12 protein-coding genes are annotated in these 15,869 nt (G+C 63.8%); 2 read left to right on the plus strand and 10 right to left on the minus strand.

Annotated elements, in window-relative coordinates:
• Positions 1-12 precede the first annotated feature (12 nt).
• Complete coding sequence (locus CGK74_RS16925) at positions 13-441, minus strand: EcoRII N-terminal effector-binding domain-containing protein (protein WP_094269580.1); 429 nt, start codon at positions 439-441, stop codon at positions 13-15.
• A complete protein-coding gene (locus tag CGK74_RS16930; RefSeq protein ID WP_094269581.1) occupies positions 438-2,387 on the minus strand; it encodes a DEAD/DEAH box helicase in 1,950 nt (649 codons plus the stop codon). Before CGK74_RS16930 ends, CGK74_RS16925 begins: the two co-directional genes overlap by 4 nt.
• Positions 2,388-2,636: 249 nt before the next feature.
• Here CGK74_RS16930 and CGK74_RS16935 point away from each other — a divergent pair, with 249 nt between their 5' ends.
• The gene (locus CGK74_RS16935) at positions 2,637-2,825 is read left to right on the plus strand and encodes a hypothetical protein (protein ID WP_133091931.1); all 189 of its coding nucleotides are present in this window, start codon (positions 2,637-2,639) and stop codon (positions 2,823-2,825) included.
• Positions 2,826-3,924: 1,099 nt separating this feature from the next.
• Here CGK74_RS16935 and CGK74_RS16940 read toward each other — a convergent pair.
• The 7 genes from CGK74_RS16940 to CGK74_RS16970 all read right to left on the minus strand — a co-directional run bounded on the left by CGK74_RS16940 (position 3,925) and on the right by CGK74_RS16970 (position 14,741).
• The gene (locus CGK74_RS16940; protein ID WP_094269583.1) at positions 3,925-4,734 is read right to left on the minus strand and encodes a S1 family peptidase; all 810 of its coding nucleotides are present in this window, start codon (positions 4,732-4,734) and stop codon (positions 3,925-3,927) included.
• Complete coding sequence (locus CGK74_RS16945) at positions 4,731-5,603, minus strand: lytic transglycosylase domain-containing protein (RefSeq protein WP_240498769.1); 873 nt, start codon at positions 5,601-5,603, stop codon at positions 4,731-4,733. Before CGK74_RS16945 ends, CGK74_RS16940 begins: the two co-directional genes overlap by 4 nt.
• Before the next feature lie 119 nt (positions 5,604-5,722).
• Positions 5,723-7,003 carry a nucleotide sugar dehydrogenase gene (locus tag CGK74_RS16950; protein WP_094269585.1) on the minus strand — a complete coding sequence of 427 codons (1,281 nt, stop codon included), beginning with the start codon at positions 7,001-7,003 and terminating at the stop codon, positions 5,723-5,725.
• 39 nt (positions 7,004-7,042) lie between these two features.
• The gene (gene prsT, locus CGK74_RS16955; RefSeq protein ID WP_094269586.1) at positions 7,043-9,847 is read right to left on the minus strand and encodes an XrtA/PEP-CTERM system TPR-repeat protein PrsT; all 2,805 of its coding nucleotides are present in this window, start codon (positions 9,845-9,847) and stop codon (positions 7,043-7,045) included.
• On the minus strand, positions 9,844-11,208 hold the full coding sequence (gene prsR, locus CGK74_RS16960) for a PEP-CTERM-box response regulator transcription factor (RefSeq protein ID WP_094269587.1): 1,365 nt from the start codon (positions 11,206-11,208) through the stop codon (positions 9,844-9,846). Before prsR ends, prsT begins: the two co-directional genes overlap by 4 nt.
• Positions 11,198-13,282: an XrtA/PEP-CTERM system histidine kinase PrsK gene (gene prsK, locus CGK74_RS16965; protein WP_094269588.1), complete on the minus strand. Its 2,085-nt coding sequence runs from the start codon at positions 13,280-13,282 to the stop codon at positions 11,198-11,200. Before prsK ends, prsR begins: the two co-directional genes overlap by 11 nt.
• 76 nt (positions 13,283-13,358) lie before the next feature.
• Entirely contained in the window at positions 13,359-14,741 is a 1,383-nt protein-coding gene (locus CGK74_RS16970; RefSeq protein ID WP_094269589.1) for a TIGR03013 family XrtA/PEP-CTERM system glycosyltransferase, read from the minus strand.
• Between the two features lie 392 nt (positions 14,742-15,133).
• On the opposite strand from CGK74_RS16970, the gene CGK74_RS16975 reads away from it, so the two are divergent.
• A complete protein-coding gene (locus CGK74_RS16975; RefSeq protein WP_094269590.1) occupies positions 15,134-15,583 on the plus strand; it encodes a MaoC family dehydratase in 450 nt (149 codons plus the stop codon).
• Between the two features lie 64 nt (positions 15,584-15,647).
• Here the strand turns inward: CGK74_RS16975 and CGK74_RS16980 are convergent.
• Positions 15,648-15,869 (minus strand): transposase domain-containing protein (locus CGK74_RS16980; protein ID WP_133091933.1); only part of this gene is annotated, 222 nt, incomplete at its 5' end.

Genomic DNA, 15,869 nt, shown 5'->3' on the forward strand with positions numbered 1-15,869 from the left:
TCCTATTCCTGTTCAGATCCGGATGACTTTCCAGCCGCCCGAGAGTACCAGGACGTCATCGTCGCCGGTCACTGCAGGCGTATCTAGGCGCTCCACATCAACGTGGAGTCGACCGTCGCCATCCTTGAAAAGCACGACTTGGTCACCGACGGCCGCATTGCGGGCCCTCAGGTACCTCGTCATGCAGGTAAGCCGGTACTCGTTGCGGGTGCCGCCGAAAAACCGATTGTTGTAGTAGATGAAATTAAAATGCCAGCGGGTGATTCCGTCCGGCTCGCGGAATGTCAGACTCACGCGCGGGTTCTTCGCGTCGGGGTCGAGGAACGGGAAGAAGGAGAGGATGGCCGGTTCCTTCGGCACGAGGATGCCCGCCTGGTGCGCGCCCGTCTCCCCGATGTCGTTGGCGCTGAGTGTCTTGGTGATTCTGGCCGTATGCGTCATTCAAGGATTCCGGAGAGTGGTGAGATCTGCAGCGCCTGCATGACTTCGCTGATGGTCGCGTCCCCTTCGTGGCCGATCGCCGCGTGGTCGGAGAGTCCGCGCTTCAAGGCAAGGCGCCCGACCACCAGTTCCTCGACGCTGTCCGCGAAGAACATCTGGTGGATGGTCACGGGACGCTGCTGCTTGCGGCGGTACGCCCGCGCCGAGGCCTGGTCTTCGAGGGCCGGGTTCCACTCGGGGTTGTAGTGGATCACGTGGTTCGCCGCGGTGATGTTGAGTCCGACGCCGGCCGCCCTGGGGTTCAGGAACAGGGCCCCTCCGGTGGTGGCTGCGGAGAAATCATCAACTGTCTGCTGGCGCTCAGGGACCGGCACGCGTCCGTCCATGAAACCGAAGAAACTGCCCGGAAATCGTTGTGGCAGGTCCGCAAGGAAGATGTCCGTCATGCCGGTGTAGCTGGTGAAAATCAGGCACTTTTCGCCCTGCTGGAAAATCTCCTCGAGCAGTTCGAGCAGCCGCTGGTACTTCGGCATGCCGTCCGCGGGGTCGTCCCGCCAGTTCCCGATGAGGGCCGGATGGGTGCAGAACATCCGCAGGCGCTGCAGAGCCACCAGCGAGCCGGATTTTCCGTATTCCTCGAGGGCTTCCTGGCGGGTCCGTTCATAGTCCTCCGCCATGGCGCGGGACATGGACAGCGGCTGGGCCACGTCGATCCTCTCGGGCAGGTCCCTGGCGACATCGCGGACCCGTCTGCGGAGCAGGATGGGGGCGACGATCGGCGCGAGGCCGGCCGCGTCGGCCTCCGTATCAGCGAACAGCCGCTCGAACCCGTCCCGGTTTCCGAGCAGCCCGGGCAGGGCGAAGTCGGACAGTGACCAGAGGTCCGTCAGCCGGTTCTCAACCGGCGTTCCCGTGATGGCAATGGATATCCGCCGGGGCAGGCCCTTGACCGCCACTGTCCTGCGGGCATCCGGATTCCGGATGTTCTGTGCCTCGTCCAGCGCCAGCAGGTTCCAGGTGATGGACGACAGCAGCGGTTCATCCCGGAGTGCCGTATCGTAGGAGGTCACGACAACGTCGAAGCCGGCAAGCCGGGAGGCGATGCCGGCCCTGTCGGGGCCGGTATGGATCCGGACGGCAAGGGAGGGCGCGAAAAAGCCGAGTTCCCGCCGCCAGTTCTCGAGAAGCGTTGCCGGCGAAATGACCAGCGATGGCCCGTGGCCCGCGGATTTCTCCGCGAGCATCAGCGTGATGACCTGGATGGTCTTGCCCAACCCCATCTCGTCGCCAAGGATGCAGCCCAGCCCCTGATCGGCGATGAGTTTCAGGAAATGGACGCCATCCTTCTGGTAGGGGTACAGATCAGCCTGTAGTCCCCAGGCTGCCGTGTCCATGACTGAGGGCGCGCGCAGGTGAGCCGGATCGGACGACTGGAGCGAGTCGACAAGCTCAAGCTCAAGGCCGTGAGCATGGGTTCTGAGCCAGATCAGCTGACCGACAGATATCGCTATCCCGTCGGTAATCCCATGAGCCGAAAGGACAGCCAATGATTCAGCGTAATCATCTGTCCGGATCGGATACCAAATATTCCCAATGAGAACCTGATCGCATTCCTGATTGACCAGCGGAGCCTTGCTGCCTTCCGCTCCGATGCCAATCAACTTGACTCGGATGTCGCTCGGCGCGCTGCCGGAAACTTCGAGGGCAAGTTCGGCCGGGAAACGCGAAAACACGAAATCAGGCAGTGCGTCGGCCGGTGACTGTGCCGCGTTCGCGCCTCCAGAGCCGCTGAATATGGAAGACCAAACTTCGGCGGCGGACGGCTGCACCCAACCCACCCCTTCCCGAAAATTGAGGAGACGGCCATCTTCGACTCTCCATGGAATGCCTTCACGGCTTGTCGCGGGCGGATCTTCCTTCTCGATCACCTGCTCTCCCTGCGTCATTCCAATTTATCCACGGCTCATTATTGCTGGAATGACGAGGGGTTGCCAAGAGATCGCGCCAAATTACGGAAACCGTGACGTCAGCTAGGACCATAGACAGTCCCGAGCCCTTCATGCAGGGGCCATGCTGCAGCCATTCGAACGTGCCTCCCGTTTCCTTGATTGACGTTGCACTGCCGCCCTGATTGAAAGATGGTTGCAGCCAGAGTATTGCCGTCGATGAATAGGCGCGGTGAGATCGTGCGTGGCATGACTCCCCAAGGAGGCAGGCGCGACCTCGATGACCTGGAGGCGGCGCTCAAGATCAAGGCCGAGTGGAAGCTATACGAGGACGATGAGGTGACTCACAACCCGGCTCCGCATCGGCAGATTCTGGAGGCATGGCACCGCGGCAGTCCGAAGATGGTCACCCGACTGGAGGCGCACGGGAGATGCTGAGGCGACTCGGGACGTCAAAGACCCCAAGAGCGGGTCTTTTGCCTGCCAGCAAACAGAAATGCCAGCTTGGCGAGCTTCATGGATGGTGGGTGGCGCGCGCGCTCGAGTGTATCGAAGGCGAACTCGTTACAGGTCCCGCGACCTTTCCAGCGTCGAGCGAGCCACAGCAACACGCACGAGCTTGGTACGCAGCCAGTACGCGCAGAACAACTCGAACTCGAGACCGTCACGATGGGAATTCATCTACGGACACTGCATCCGGCCACCTATCATCTGACAGGCGCCACCACCAGACGAAGGGAAATACGTTTGGCCGGCACCCCTCGTATAGCGCCCACCAACATTGTCCCAGCATCCTCCCGCGTCGCAGCTGGTGATTGCCGATGGTTGCGGCGGAGCAGGCATATCGCGCCCCGATCGACGAGGTCGCTTCACCTCCTTCTGGATAGGCGCAGCGACTTCAGACCGCTCAATCGCTCCACCACGCGGAGCCCCGTCACTGAATGTGGAACTACGGCCCTGGTAGTGTCGGCCCTCGCCCACATTTACGGATGGGAAATCGCTACGGTATCCGCCCGAGCTGTTGGCCGGGCACGGCATGTCTGAGTAGATCGTCTTGCCTGTGCCAGCCTCCTTACACTTGAACGCCTGAGCGTTCGCGACCGACGGGGTGACGAACACAATCCCCACCAGCATCAACTTAATGACCTGCAGCATTATGTGTTCTCCCCGAAATCGCGCCCGAGCGCGCTCTTGAGCGTTCCCCTGTACGGTACCGGCTTCGGGCGGAGTGCGCCGATCTCATTGCCAGTGTAGATCCTCAGCCTCATGCGGGGCCTTTGATGCTCGAACAGCATGTTCTAGGCCGCTACACCTCACACTATCGTGACTTGGCAGTGAGGCGCGTAAGGTATCGTCAATATCGACTCAGGATGACGCGCCCTGAGTCCACAACAGGTCAGCCCCCTGTCATTGACGGTATTTTTGACGGTACCGGTCAAAGTCCTGAAGCTAAACTTCCTTTTAACATTGGCCTCCAGCAAGTCTTTCGATTCCTGGTGACGGACCATTCCCTTCCGGCGTCGACCGCTCTCCCGGCTCAGCGCGCCCCCGCAAGCAGTCTGTTCACATACTCCACCGGAATCGCATAGCTGATGCCGGACGGATCCGACAGCACGTTCTCCTTCGTCGACTTGACGAACACCATGTTCAGCACGCCGATCACCTCCCCCGTGCGCGGGTCGAACATCGGACTTCCGCTGTTGCCCGGGTAGGCGGTGGCATCGAGCTGATAGACGCGGAACACGTCGTTGGCGAGGCGGCGAACCAGCGCGGGGTTCAGGTCGCGCGCCTTCCCTTGCGGAATGCCGATCGGCGTGACCGCCGAAATGATGCCGCGGTGCGTGACGGGCGTCAGTCCGAGCACGGCACCGATCGGGAAACCGGTGAACGCGATCTCCTGCCCCTCCTGCACGCGCTCGTCTCTCGCCAGCGTCAGGGCCGGCAGGGCAGGCCCGCCCTCGAGCCGCAGCACGGCGAGATCGCGTTCGCGATCGGCGGCGATGCGCACGACCGGGCGGGCCATCGCGCTTTCATCCGCGCCCGGCACCGCGATCACGAGCGCTTCCATCTTGTCGGTCGCTACGGCGTCGGGCAGCACATGGGCGTTGGTGACGATCAGGCGACCATCGCCAACGACGAACCCGGTGCCGCGAAACTGAAAGGCGGGGCTGCGCGTACGCTGGAAGGTGCCGACCGCAACGATGGACGGTTTGACGCGGGGCAGGACGCCGACCAGATCCGCCAAGGCCGGCGCCGGCGCCGTGGCGGTCACGATCACCGCACAAGCGGCCAGCAACAGTCGACGGCGAACCGTCTGGAACGCCCCCCGGGGCGTCGTATCGTTCATGTCTCGTGATCCTCCTGGCTTGCCAGCCGCAAGGTGCGTAGCATCGGGCTCGGGGCAACCACGCTGCGGTCGTAGGGATGCCGGTCCTGGCCGACATGACGAAGGATGCGTTCGACGTAGGCACGGGTTTCCCGGTAAGGCGGAACCCCCCGGAAGCGATCGACCGCCCCCTCCCCGGCGTTGTACCCCGCCGCGACGAGCGCCACCTCGCCTTCGAAATAGGCCAGCAGCCAGCGCAGGTAGGTCAGCCCGCCACGAATGTTCTGCTCGGGATCATAGGGGCGCTTGACGTTGAAACGCTCGGCCGTTTCCGGGATGAGCTGCATCACCCCCATTGCGTTCTTCGGTGACAGCGCATTCGGATTGAGGGCCGATTCGGTCAGGCCGATCGCCAGCGCCAGCGCAGGCTGCACGCCGTACTTCGGCGCGAGCTCCGCCAACAGACGTGCTACCGCCTGGCGCTCGGGCGGCAGGCGTGCAATCAAACCCTCGACCGGCCAGCGCTGCTGCAGGATCTCGGACGGCGTATGCAGGCACGCGGGTACGGCGCCGGTGTAGTCGCCCAGGTATCGCTGGATGCGCGCCGCGTGCTCGTTGCCGAGAAAGGCCGACATCGCGAACAGCGTGTTGGCGTAAGCATCGTTGCGCTCGACACCACGCCCGTTGGCATACATCCAGCCGAGCGCGTACATGCCTTCCGAATCGCCGAGACGGGCCGACTCGCAGTACAGCCGCGCGGCATAGGGCTGATCACGCGGCACGCCCTCGCCGTGCTCGTAGCCCAGGGCTTCCTGCGCAAGGTAACGGGCCTGCTCGGCAAACGCCTGTGCAACCCGGTCGCGGCCGGCAGACCACACTGACGGCGGCATCAGCGACAAGGCCACCGCCGCAACAGCCCCCGCGATGCGCAGCCTGCACGGCAGCGCACCGGACCTGCGTCGAATCGGGGACTGTCGCCGTGCCATGACTACCTCACCGATGCACCTCGTCAGAGACGCCAGACGACCACGCCCGCTGCGGACAGCGCGGCCGGGTCGTACGAGGATTTTACGTCTGCAAAGACCCCACCGGCCGAGAGTTTTTCGAGCAGCTTCGCAACCGGCATCGAAAGGTACTGGTGATGGGCAACCGCGGCGACGATCGCCTGCGCCGTCGGCAAGGCTTCCCAGGGCGTCAGGTTGACGCCGTACTCGTGCACCGCTTCCGCCGGGGACGCCACGGGATCATGCACATGGACCCTGCAGCCATAGCTCTGCAACTCGCGGATGACGTCGATGACCTTGCTGTTGCGCAGGTCCGGGCAGTCCTCCTTGAAGGTCAGGCCAAGCACCACGACGTCCGCCCCCTTGATGCTGGAGCCGGCAGCGATCATCTGCTTGACGGTCTGCTCGGCAACGTACTTGCCCATGCTGTCGTTGATGCGACGACCGGCGAGGATGACCTGCGGGTGGTAGCCCAGCATGTCGGCCTTGTGGGTGAGGTAGTACGGATCGACGCCGATGCAGTGTCCGCCCACCAGGCCGGGGCGGAAGGGCAGGAAGTTCCATTTGGTACCGGCGGCCTTGAGCACTTCGAGCGTGTCGATGCCGATCTCGTGGAACAGCACGGCGAGTTCGTTCATCAGCGCGATGTTCAGATCGCGCTGGGTGTTCTCGATCACCTTTGCCGCCTCGGCCACCTTGATCGAGCTGGCCGGATAGACTCCGGCCGTGATCACCGAGGCGTAGACCGCCTCCACCTTGGCCAGGGTCTCGGGCGTGTCGCCGGAGACGACCTTGAGGATCTTGGTGACCGTACGTTCCTTGTCGCCCGGGTTGATGCGCTCCGGCGAATAGCCGACGAAGAAGTCCTGCTTCCACTTCAGGCCCGACTCGCGCTCGATGATCGGGATGCAGACCTCCTCGGTCGCGCCCGGATAGACGGTGGATTCATAGACGACGATCGCGCCGCGCTTCATGTGACGGCCGACGGTCTCGGACGACTTCACCAGCGGCGTGAAGTCGGGCTGGTGTGCCGCATCCACCGGGGTGGGCACGGCGACGATGATGAAATCCGCCTCGGCGATCACCGCCGGATCGGTATGGCAGCTCAACTGGGTCGCGGCGCGCAGATCCTCGGACGAGACTTCACCGGTGGGGTCGTAGCAGTCGCGGTACGCGGCGACTTTTTCCGCCGAGAGGTCGAAGCCGACCGTCCTGTACTTCTTGCCGAACTCCACGGCAAGCGGCAGGCCAACGTAGCCCAGCCCGATGACGGCGATGGTGGTCATGATGTTCTTCCTTGTTTTTCGGTGTTTGCAGATACGGGTTCAGAGGTTACCGAGCAGATCGGTCGCTTCCTTGTGCAGCGGCGTACCGGCCTGAGCCTTGGCCAGCACGGCATCGAGTTCTCGACGGGCATCGTCCTTGCGACCGGCCCCGGCATAGGATCTCGCCAGATTGAGCCGTAGCGGCAGCAGGTCCGGCGCGAGCGACACCGCCTTCTGCAGGTTGGCCAAGCCCTTCTCGGTCTGGCCACGGTCGACCTGAATCACGCCGAGCGTATCGAGAATCGCGGGATTCTCCGGGGCCAGTTCGTGCGCCAGCTCGGCGTACGAAAGCGCCTTCGGATCCTTCACCTGGTTCGACGCCCAGGCCAGGTTGTTCAGTACCAGCGGGTTGCGCGGCGAGATCTCGTCCATCGTGCGGAACATGGCGACGGCGTCGGCGTAGCGGCGCTCGGCCAAGGCGCGCTCGGCGACATAGCCACGCATGGACAGATCCTTGGGCTGCTGGCGCAGCCAATCGGCGACGAGCTTGTCGGCCTCGGCCTTGCGTTCGGCACGCAGCAGGGTGGCATGGAGCCGGACCGCGACGTCGCCACCCGCCTTGCGCTCGAGCGCGCGACGATAGGCCGTCACCGCCTCGCCCAAACGGTTGGCATTGACCTGGATTTCGGCTTCGAGAATGTGGCCGACAGGCGCCTCCGCGTGTTGCTTCTGCACGTCGCGGGCAATCTTCAGCGCACCATCGCGATCCCCCTTCTCGAGCAGCAGCCCGGCAAGTCGCTGCTGAACGTCAAGCGCATCGGGACGGACACCCAGCGCCTTGCGCAGCACCTGCTCGGCGGCTGCATTGTCCTTTGCACCACGATGCACGTCGGCCAGCATCAGCAGCGGAACCGTCGACTGCGGGCGCAGCCCGGCGAGCTTGTTCAGCGAGGAAATGGCCTGCTGAGTGTCGCCGTTCGCCATCTGCGCGCGCGCCAGCATCTCGACGGCACGTACGTCGTCCGGGTAGGCCGCACCAGCCTTCTGCGCCGTGGCCAGCGCCTTGGGGAAATCCCGGTTGCGCAGGTGATGCTGGACGATCGACAGCGCCGGCGCCAGGGCGCCGGGTGCGGCGGTCTCTGCACGCTCGAGTGTCGCCAATACGTCCTTCGGCGTCGCTCCGGTGGCGGCCTGCAGCTCCGCCAGCGCCAGACGCGCCTCGACGTTCTTTTCGTTGCGATCGGCAAGGGCCCGCACACGGGCAAGCGCATCCTGCGGCTTCTTCTCGGCCAGATCGATGCGGGCAAGGTTCAGCACCGCTGCAAGATAGTCGGGATTGATCGCCAGCGCCTTGTCGAACGCAGTGCGGGCCGCGGCAAGGTCCTGCTTGGCGAGCATGACACCGCCCCGCAGGTTGTGAACCAGCGGGTTGTTCGGCTGCTTCGCTTCCAGTTGCGCCTGTGCCGCCAGTGCCTGGTCCGTATCCCCGCGACGCAGGTGCGCCGCCACGAGCGCCAGATCGGCCTGAATGGCGTCCTGATCCATCGCCGACGCACTCGAAAAGTCGGCGAAAGCGCCCTGCGCGTCGCCCCCGAGCAGTCGCGCGACACCCAGCCGCAGTCGCGCGCGGGAGTCTTCAGGCGCGGCCTTGGCCGCGCGCTGCAGGAACTCCTCGGCCCGCTCCGCATCCCCATTGGCCAGGAAGACCTGGCCGGCCAGGCCAAGCAGGCGCGGGTCATTGATCGGTCGGTCGAGAAGCGGCTGCAGCACCTCCTGCGCGCGCGCCGCCTCGCCCGAGGAAAGGTGGGAAAGGATCAGCAGGCTGCGTGCCAGGGTCTGACCCGGCGCCCGACTGAGGACCGCGTTGAGGTAGCTGCGGGCCTGGGCCTGGTCATTCAGGCGCAGCAGCACGGTACCGGCCAACAACTGCGCGGGAAGGTAGTCCGGCGTCTGCTTGAGCACCTGCATCACACCGTCACGCGCTTCCGTCAGACGATTCGCCCGCAAGTCGATGAAGGCCTGCAGGTAGCGCGTCGAGGGGTGGCCGGGAGCGACCTTCTTCATCGCCTCGAAACGGGCAACAGCCTCGTCCTGGCGCTCGAGCTGGAACAGCTGCGACACCAGGGCATAGTGGTAGGCGATGGCATCGGGCCGGAGACGAAGCGCATCCTCGAGCGCCTTCACACTCTCGTCGGGCTTGCCCTGGAACTGCAGCACTTCGGCCAGCGCCGCATGAGCGTCAGCGAGCAGCGGCTGGTCCGCGACCAGCTTGCGCGCGCTCTCCTCCGCCTTTGCGGGCTCACCGCTGAACAGCTGGGCCCTGACCCGGCCAATCGCCGCGACCTCGTCGTCGGCACGCAGGACCAGCGCGGCTTCGAACGCCTTGAGCGCCTCGGCCACATTGGCCTTGCCCATGTGCGCGTCGCCAATCGCACCCAGCAGGCTGGCTTGGCCCACGGGGTCTGAAAGACGCTCGGCACCGAAATCCGCCAGCACACCATCGAACTCCGCCGCGCGCACCCGCGCACGCGCCAGCAACGGGATTACCGGCTCGCGCGCATAGCCGAGATCGAGCGCGCGCTGCAGTTCCTTGACCGCCCCCGGAACGTCACCCTGCTCGAGGTTGACCTTGCCGAGCAGGAACCGGGCTTCGGCCAGATTGGCGTTCTCCTGCAGCGCATTCTTGAGCTGGATGCTGGCCGCATTCAGGTCGTCCTTCGCCAGATATCCCTTCGCCGACTCGAGCATCTGCTCGGGGCTCTCGCCACAGCCGGACAGGAGCATCGCGGACAGCAGGGTCACGGCGAGCCCACTCTTGCGACGACTCCAGCGCTGCGACGGCTTGTCCTTGGTGTAACTGCTCACGATCCGTTCTCCTTCTTCAGGCCAAAGCGATTCATCAAGTCATACAGCGACGGGCGGCTCACACCGAGGATCTCGGCGGCACGCGCAATGTTGTTGTTGGTGCGCGCCAGCACGCGCAGGACGGCCTTGCGCTCCGCCTCGTCACGCACCTGCCGCAGGTTGAGGCGCTCGAGATCCTCCTCGACCGACTGCAAGCCAAGATCGTCGGCGGTAATACGGTTGCCGTCGGCCATGATCACTGCCCGCTTCAGGCAGTTCTCGAGTTCGCGCACGTTTCCGGGCCACGGGTGCGCCTCGATGGCAGCCAGGGCATCATCGGTCAGTGTCATGCTGCCACGCGCGTTCTCGCGCGCGAAGCGCTGGACAAAGGCGTGCGCCAGCAGCGCCGCATCACCTTCACGATCGCGCAGCGGCGGGATATCGACGACGATCTCGGCCAGGCGGTAGTAGAGATCTTCGCGAAACAAGCCGGCCCTGATCTGCTCCTTGAGATCGCGATGGGTCGCGCACACGATGCGGACGTCGACCGGAATCTCCTCGCGGCCGCCGATGCGTTCAATCACCCGTTCCTGGAGGAAACGCAGCAACTTTGCCTGCAGCGGCATCGGCAGGTCGCCGATCTCGTCGAGAAACAGTGTCCCCTTGTGCGCCGTCTCGATCTTGCCCAAGGTCTGCTTGACGGCACCGGTGAACGCCCCCTTCTCGTAACCGAACAACTCGCTTTCGAGCAGGGTATCGGGGATCGCGGCGCAATTGATCGCCACGAAACGTTCGCCAGCTCGGGGCGAAAGCGCATGCAGACCGCGCGCAAGCACTTCCTTGCCGGTGCCGCTCTCGCCCAGCAGCGCCACCGTCACCGAGGCAGCCGCCACCTTCTCGATGGTGCGGCAGATCTTCAGCATGCCAGGGTCCCGGGTCAGCAGGCCGGCCAGCGGGCTCGCACTGAGTGCAGCCAGGCGCGCATTCTCGGCTTGAAGATCATGCATGCGGAAGGCGCGCTCGATCGTCAGCGCCAGCAGTTCCGGCTCGAAGGGCTTGGCGAAGAAGTCATAGGCCCCCAGCCCGACGGCCTTCACCGCATTCTCGCGGTCATGCTGACCGGTGAGCACGATGACCTTGGTGTCCGGGGCCAGCGCAAGCATCTCGCGCAACAGCGCAATGCCCTCGGTGACATCGTCGGGCGCAGGCGGCAGACCCAGATCCATGGTGACCACCGCAGGTTCGTGGCGGCGCAGTTGCGCAATCGCCGTTTCGCGATCATCGGCAACGACCGTCTCGCAGGAATCGAATGCCCACCGCATTTGCTTCTGTAACGCGGGATCGTCCTCCACGATCAATAGCGTTCGCTGCTTATCCGGCATGAATCTCACTGGCTCCGTCTTGAGTTGTGGCCCGCGCCAGCGTGGCGCGCGGCAACTGTATGGTGACACGTGTTCCGCGGCCAACCTCGCTTTCGAAGCGAAGGTCGCCGCCAATCTCGTTCAGGTACTGCCGCGTCTCGAAGACGCCGATGCCCATTCCGCTCGACTTCGTCGTCTGGAACGGACGCGACAGCCGGTCGCGCAGGAAGTCGGCCGACATGCCACAGCCGGAGTCCTCGACCACGATTCGCAAGCATACGTCATCCGCGGCCTCCAGGCTGACCCTGACCTCGCCATTCGCATCGGTTGCATCGATCGCATTCTGGACAACATGGCCCACGATCCGCTCCAGGCGCTCCGGATGCGCCTTGGCCTGCGCCTGCTGCTCGGAGGGCTCCACCAGTTCAACCTCCGGCAACTGACCGCGCTTCGATTGGCAGACGTTGCGCAGCACCTGCACCACATCCACGACACGAGGCGGATCGATCGGCCGCTTCTCCTGCAACTGGATCATCAAACCCCGCATTCGCCCTTCGACATGCGCCACCGTCTCGAGCATGTCCTTCTGGAACTCGGGATTGCTCCAGTGCCGCTCCGCATTCTTGAGCATCAGCGAGAGCTGGGCGACGAGATTCTTCAGGTCATGGACGACGAACGCGGACATCCGATTGAAGGAGTCGAACTTCCGCGCCTCGAGCAGCGCCTCCGCGGCGAGCATCCGCTCCAGATAGCCGGCGGCCTGGCGCTGTGCGGTCTTCAGCAGGTCAAGCACCTCCCAATCGATCTCGAAGGGTGCGCGCGGCACCGAAAGGACGACGAATCCGACCAGCGTTTCCGAACTCTTGAGCGGAATTACCAGCCAGGCATCGCCCAGCGTCGACAGCCATTCGGGCAGCACCAGCCCCCCATAGGGCTGCGGCCTGACCCGATACTCCTCCAGGTTGATCACCCACTCCCGATCACTCAGAAAGCGGCACAGGTCCGACTGCTCAGCCTCGACGACATCCACTGGCGGCCAGTTCAGCCGGGCGAAGGGCGCGAACTTCCCATAGCTGTCGCGGAGCCACAGGGTGCCGCCCGGGCTCTCGACCAGATCGGACAGCGCCTTGATCACCGACTGCCCGAGGTCCAGACCTTTTCCAGCCATGGCGAGCGCCTGCGTGAAGCGCAGCCATTCGTTGCGATAATCGTAGCGGTATGAGAACAGGTGTTTGCTGAGAAAGACCTTGAGCCGGGCACGTTGCGAACCCGAAAACAGCAAGGCACCCAGCAGGACAAGGCCGGCAAACAACAACGAGAGCTGCAGCGCCCGCCCCCAGTCGCCACCGAAGTAACGCACGTAATACGCCACCGCGGCGATCACCAGAAGGTACAAGCCCGCCGCCGCAAGCGCGGTCGAGTGGAACACCATTTCCCGTGACATCGCCATGCGCAGCGTCCACGACGGGTTGCGGGACCCCGACAGCGCAATGAGCGGGATCAGCGTCGCATGCGCAAGCCCGCGCACAGCCCACACGTCCCCATCGATGCGCGAAAACAGCGTCGCATCGGCAAACAGATAGAGCTCGAAGATGTAGCCGGCACCGAGTGCGATACAGAGCGGCTTGATCCCCCAGCGCGACGCCCCAGGCAAAGCCCGGTAAAGATGCTCGACAAGGATGAGACCCACCACCGCATGTGCCAGCCAGCTGACCAGCACCGGGCGCATCGCCGCACCTTGGAAATCACCGAAATACTCGGCGGTCAAGCCCAGCACCTGGGCAAGGACCGTGCTGGCGGCGAGGATGGCGGGCCAGCGCATGCCCCCTGGCCACAGCGGGCGCATCAGCACAATCAGGAACAGAAACCAGGCACCGCCCCTGAAGACGTCCAGCACCAAGCTGACCCAGGTCAGCGTGCCGCTCGACGTGTGCGCGCCTGCAATCCCCGCCAGCGCCCAGAGAAAAGAACAGACGACGGCGACGAACAGCAGACCGCCGGGCAGACCGCCGCGCCAGGCAAAAAAGACGTAAAGGGCGAACAGGAAAAAGCCCAGCGCCGCGAAACCGTATCCCCAGAATGCGACGTCAGCCACGTACGGCCCCCTGAACCATTACCCCGCCCACCTTAGCGCAGTCCGCGCCCTCCGGCGCGCGAACCGCATGTCGCTTTCAATGCGCGCCTTCGCCCGTAAGCACGACGCGCACCGTCTCGAAGAGCACGAGGGTATCGAGAACAAGCGTGTGATTCTTGACGTAGTACAAGTCGTACTGCAGCTTTTCGATCGCATCATCGACCGATGCCCCGTACTGATACCTGACCTGCGCCCAACCCGTCACGCCAGGCTTGACGCAGTGGCGGACGCCGTAGAAAGGGATCTCGCGGGCCAACTGATCCACGAAGAACGGACGCTCGGGCCGCGGTCCGACCAGGCTCATGTCGCCCACCAGCACATTGAACAACTGTGGCAGCTCATCGATACGCAGCTTGCGGATGATCCGCCCCACCCGCGTCACACGGTCGTCGTTCGACGTCGCCCACCGCGGCTTGCCGTCTTTCTCCGCGTCGCGCCTCATGCTGCGGAACTTGGTGACTCGGAACACACGCCCCCCGAGACCCACCCTCTCCTGGCGATAGAAGATAGGCGCCCCGTCCTCGATCACGATCAAGAGCGCCGTAACGAGCATCAGCGGCAGCGAAATCAGCAGCAGGATCACAGCCACTACGATGTCGAACAAGCGCTTGATGCAGGTGCGTGCGAGCCCCTGCCGGAAGCCGTCCCCGTAGATCAGCCAGCTCGCCCGCAGCGACTCGAGACGCACCTGGCCTTGCACCCGCTCAAAAAACGACGACAGGTCAACGATACGCACCCCAGCGAGTTTGCAGTCGAGCAACTCCCTGATAGGCAGCACGCCGCCCCTGCGCTCGCGGACAGCGACGACGATCTCGTTTACCCGCAGTTCGCGCACGATATCCAAGAGCCCACGGGGCGCGAGAACCTGACGTGGATCGACTTCCTGCACCTCGTCGCTGCCGCCGCGAAGGAAACCGACGACCTCGACGCTCTTCTGCAGCGGCCGCGTGAGATCCCGGTAAACCGTCGCCGCATCCTTGCCTGTGCCGATGATGAGCACCCTTGGCGAAAACAGCCCCGAAGCCTGGCGCTGATTGACGACCCCTCGCATCAGCAGCGTCGAGCTCAGCAGCAGCACGACGCTCCACTGCAGCGAATGCGGCGCGAGGTCCGCCCACGGCAGGATACCGAACACTGCATAGGCAACAGGCACGCTCACCACGAGAGACAGCGCTACGCGTGCGAACGCCTGCCGGGGGCTGCGCTGCAGTACGGGACGATACAGCCCCATCGCGGTATTCAGTGCCACCATCGACAATGCGAAAGTGAGCGCGGAAGGCGTAAACACCGCCCACTCAGGGGTCCCCGGCGCAGCCAGCAGACCAACCGCAACCAACACCACGACAAAGAGCAGCAAGGCATCAAACACGACCTGCTGCAGGGTATGCGACGGAAAATAGTGGCTGAAGACCTTCAGCATGTTTTACCCCTGTTGCCTCGTCAGGACGAAACGCAGACTGTGCGCAGCGCGGAGGCTCTTAAGGACCTTACCTTATCCGAGAACGGACTTTACGCCCGTTAAGCCGATCACGGGCAAACGGCGCCCGCGAACCCCAAAATTCACGTCTATTCAGCGCTTTAGCAGATGCCATCCATATTTGCCATTTTCATTCTAAACACCATTTACACGCCCAGCGCGACCGTCCACAATGCTCCTACGCACCCAGTCGGCGCGCCCGTCCGCCGTCGGGAAAACAGCACCCGGTGCAACGGAACGTTCTTACCAACTTAGCAGCGACGCATTACCGACGCTTGAATCCGCTATAGTGGTCGCGCCACCGGACTCCATCAGCATTTTTCGAGGTATGTATTATGAATGAGACCAAACGTGACTTCACCGAACTGTATGGATATTCTTTCGAGGACCTGCAGATCGGGATGTCTGCATCGCTTTCGCGCACCGTTTCCGAGGCTGACATCCTGATGTTCGCCGGCGTGTCCGGTGACACCAACCCGGTGCATCTCGACGCCGAGTTCGCGGCGAGCACAATGTTTGGCGGACGCATCGCCCACGGTATGTTCTCCGCCGGATTGATCTCCGCCGTTTTCGGCACTCGACTACCCGGACCGGGATGCATCTATCTGTCGCAGAGCCTGAAATTCAAGGCACCGGTCAAGATCGGACAGACCGTCGTAGCCAAGGTCACCGTGAAGGAACTGAAGGCGGAGAAGCGCCGCGCCGTGTTCGCAACCGTATGCACCTGCGGAGATATCGTGGTCCTCGACGGCGAAGCGGAGATCATGATCCCCGCCCGCGCATGATGCCTTTAGCGACGTAGGCGGGCATTCTCGGTAAGCACCCGGTGAACCCGTCTTGCCGTTTCGCTCAGGCGCAGGCGGCCGGCTGCCAGCGATGCGGCAGCAGTTCCCCAATCCGGCTATAGGGCTGGGTTGGCAGGCGTTCGAGCACATCCTTCAGATACGCGAAGGGCTCATGGCCGTTGAGCCGCGCGGACTGAATCAGGCTCATGATCGCAGCGGCACGCTGGCCCGCCCGCAGGCTACCCGCGAACAGCCAGTTCTTGCGCTTATGCAAAGGTTGGCATAA

It is taken from the genome of Thauera propionica, assembly GCF_002245655.1.
GTDB classification, from domain to species: Bacteria; Pseudomonadota; Gammaproteobacteria; order Burkholderiales; family Rhodocyclaceae; genus Thauera; species Thauera propionica.

What these genes read in the sequence shown, in the direction of transcription:
- CGK74_RS16925 (WP_094269580.1), bottom strand. Translation starts at nt 441, where the DNA reads ATGACGCATACGGCCAGAATCACCAAGACACTCAGCGCCAACGACATC.
- CGK74_RS16975 (WP_094269590.1), top strand. Translation starts at nt 15,134, where the DNA reads ATGAATGAGACCAAACGTGACTTCACCGAACTGTATGGATATTCTTTC.
- prsR (WP_094269587.1), bottom strand. Translation starts at nt 11,208, where the DNA reads ATGCCGGATAAGCAGCGAACGCTATTGATCGTGGAGGACGATCCCGCG.
- CGK74_RS16970 (WP_094269589.1), bottom strand. Translation starts at nt 14,741, where the DNA reads ATGCTGAAGGTCTTCAGCCACTATTTTCCGTCGCATACCCTGCAGCAG.
- CGK74_RS16945 (WP_240498769.1), bottom strand. Translation starts at nt 5,603, where the DNA reads ATGCCGCCGTCAGTGTGGTCTGCCGGCCGCGACCGGGTTGCACAGGCG.
- CGK74_RS16950 (WP_094269585.1), bottom strand. Translation starts at nt 7,003, where the DNA reads ATGACCACCATCGCCGTCATCGGGCTGGGCTACGTTGGCCTGCCGCTT.
- CGK74_RS16940 (WP_094269583.1), bottom strand. Translation starts at nt 4,734, where the DNA reads ATGAACGATACGACGCCCCGGGGGGCGTTCCAGACGGTTCGCCGTCGA.
- CGK74_RS16935 (WP_133091931.1), top strand. Translation starts at nt 2,637, where the DNA reads ATGACTCCCCAAGGAGGCAGGCGCGACCTCGATGACCTGGAGGCGGCG.
- CGK74_RS16930 (WP_094269581.1), bottom strand. Translation starts at nt 2,387, where the DNA reads ATGACGCAGGGAGAGCAGGTGATCGAGAAGGAAGATCCGCCCGCGACA.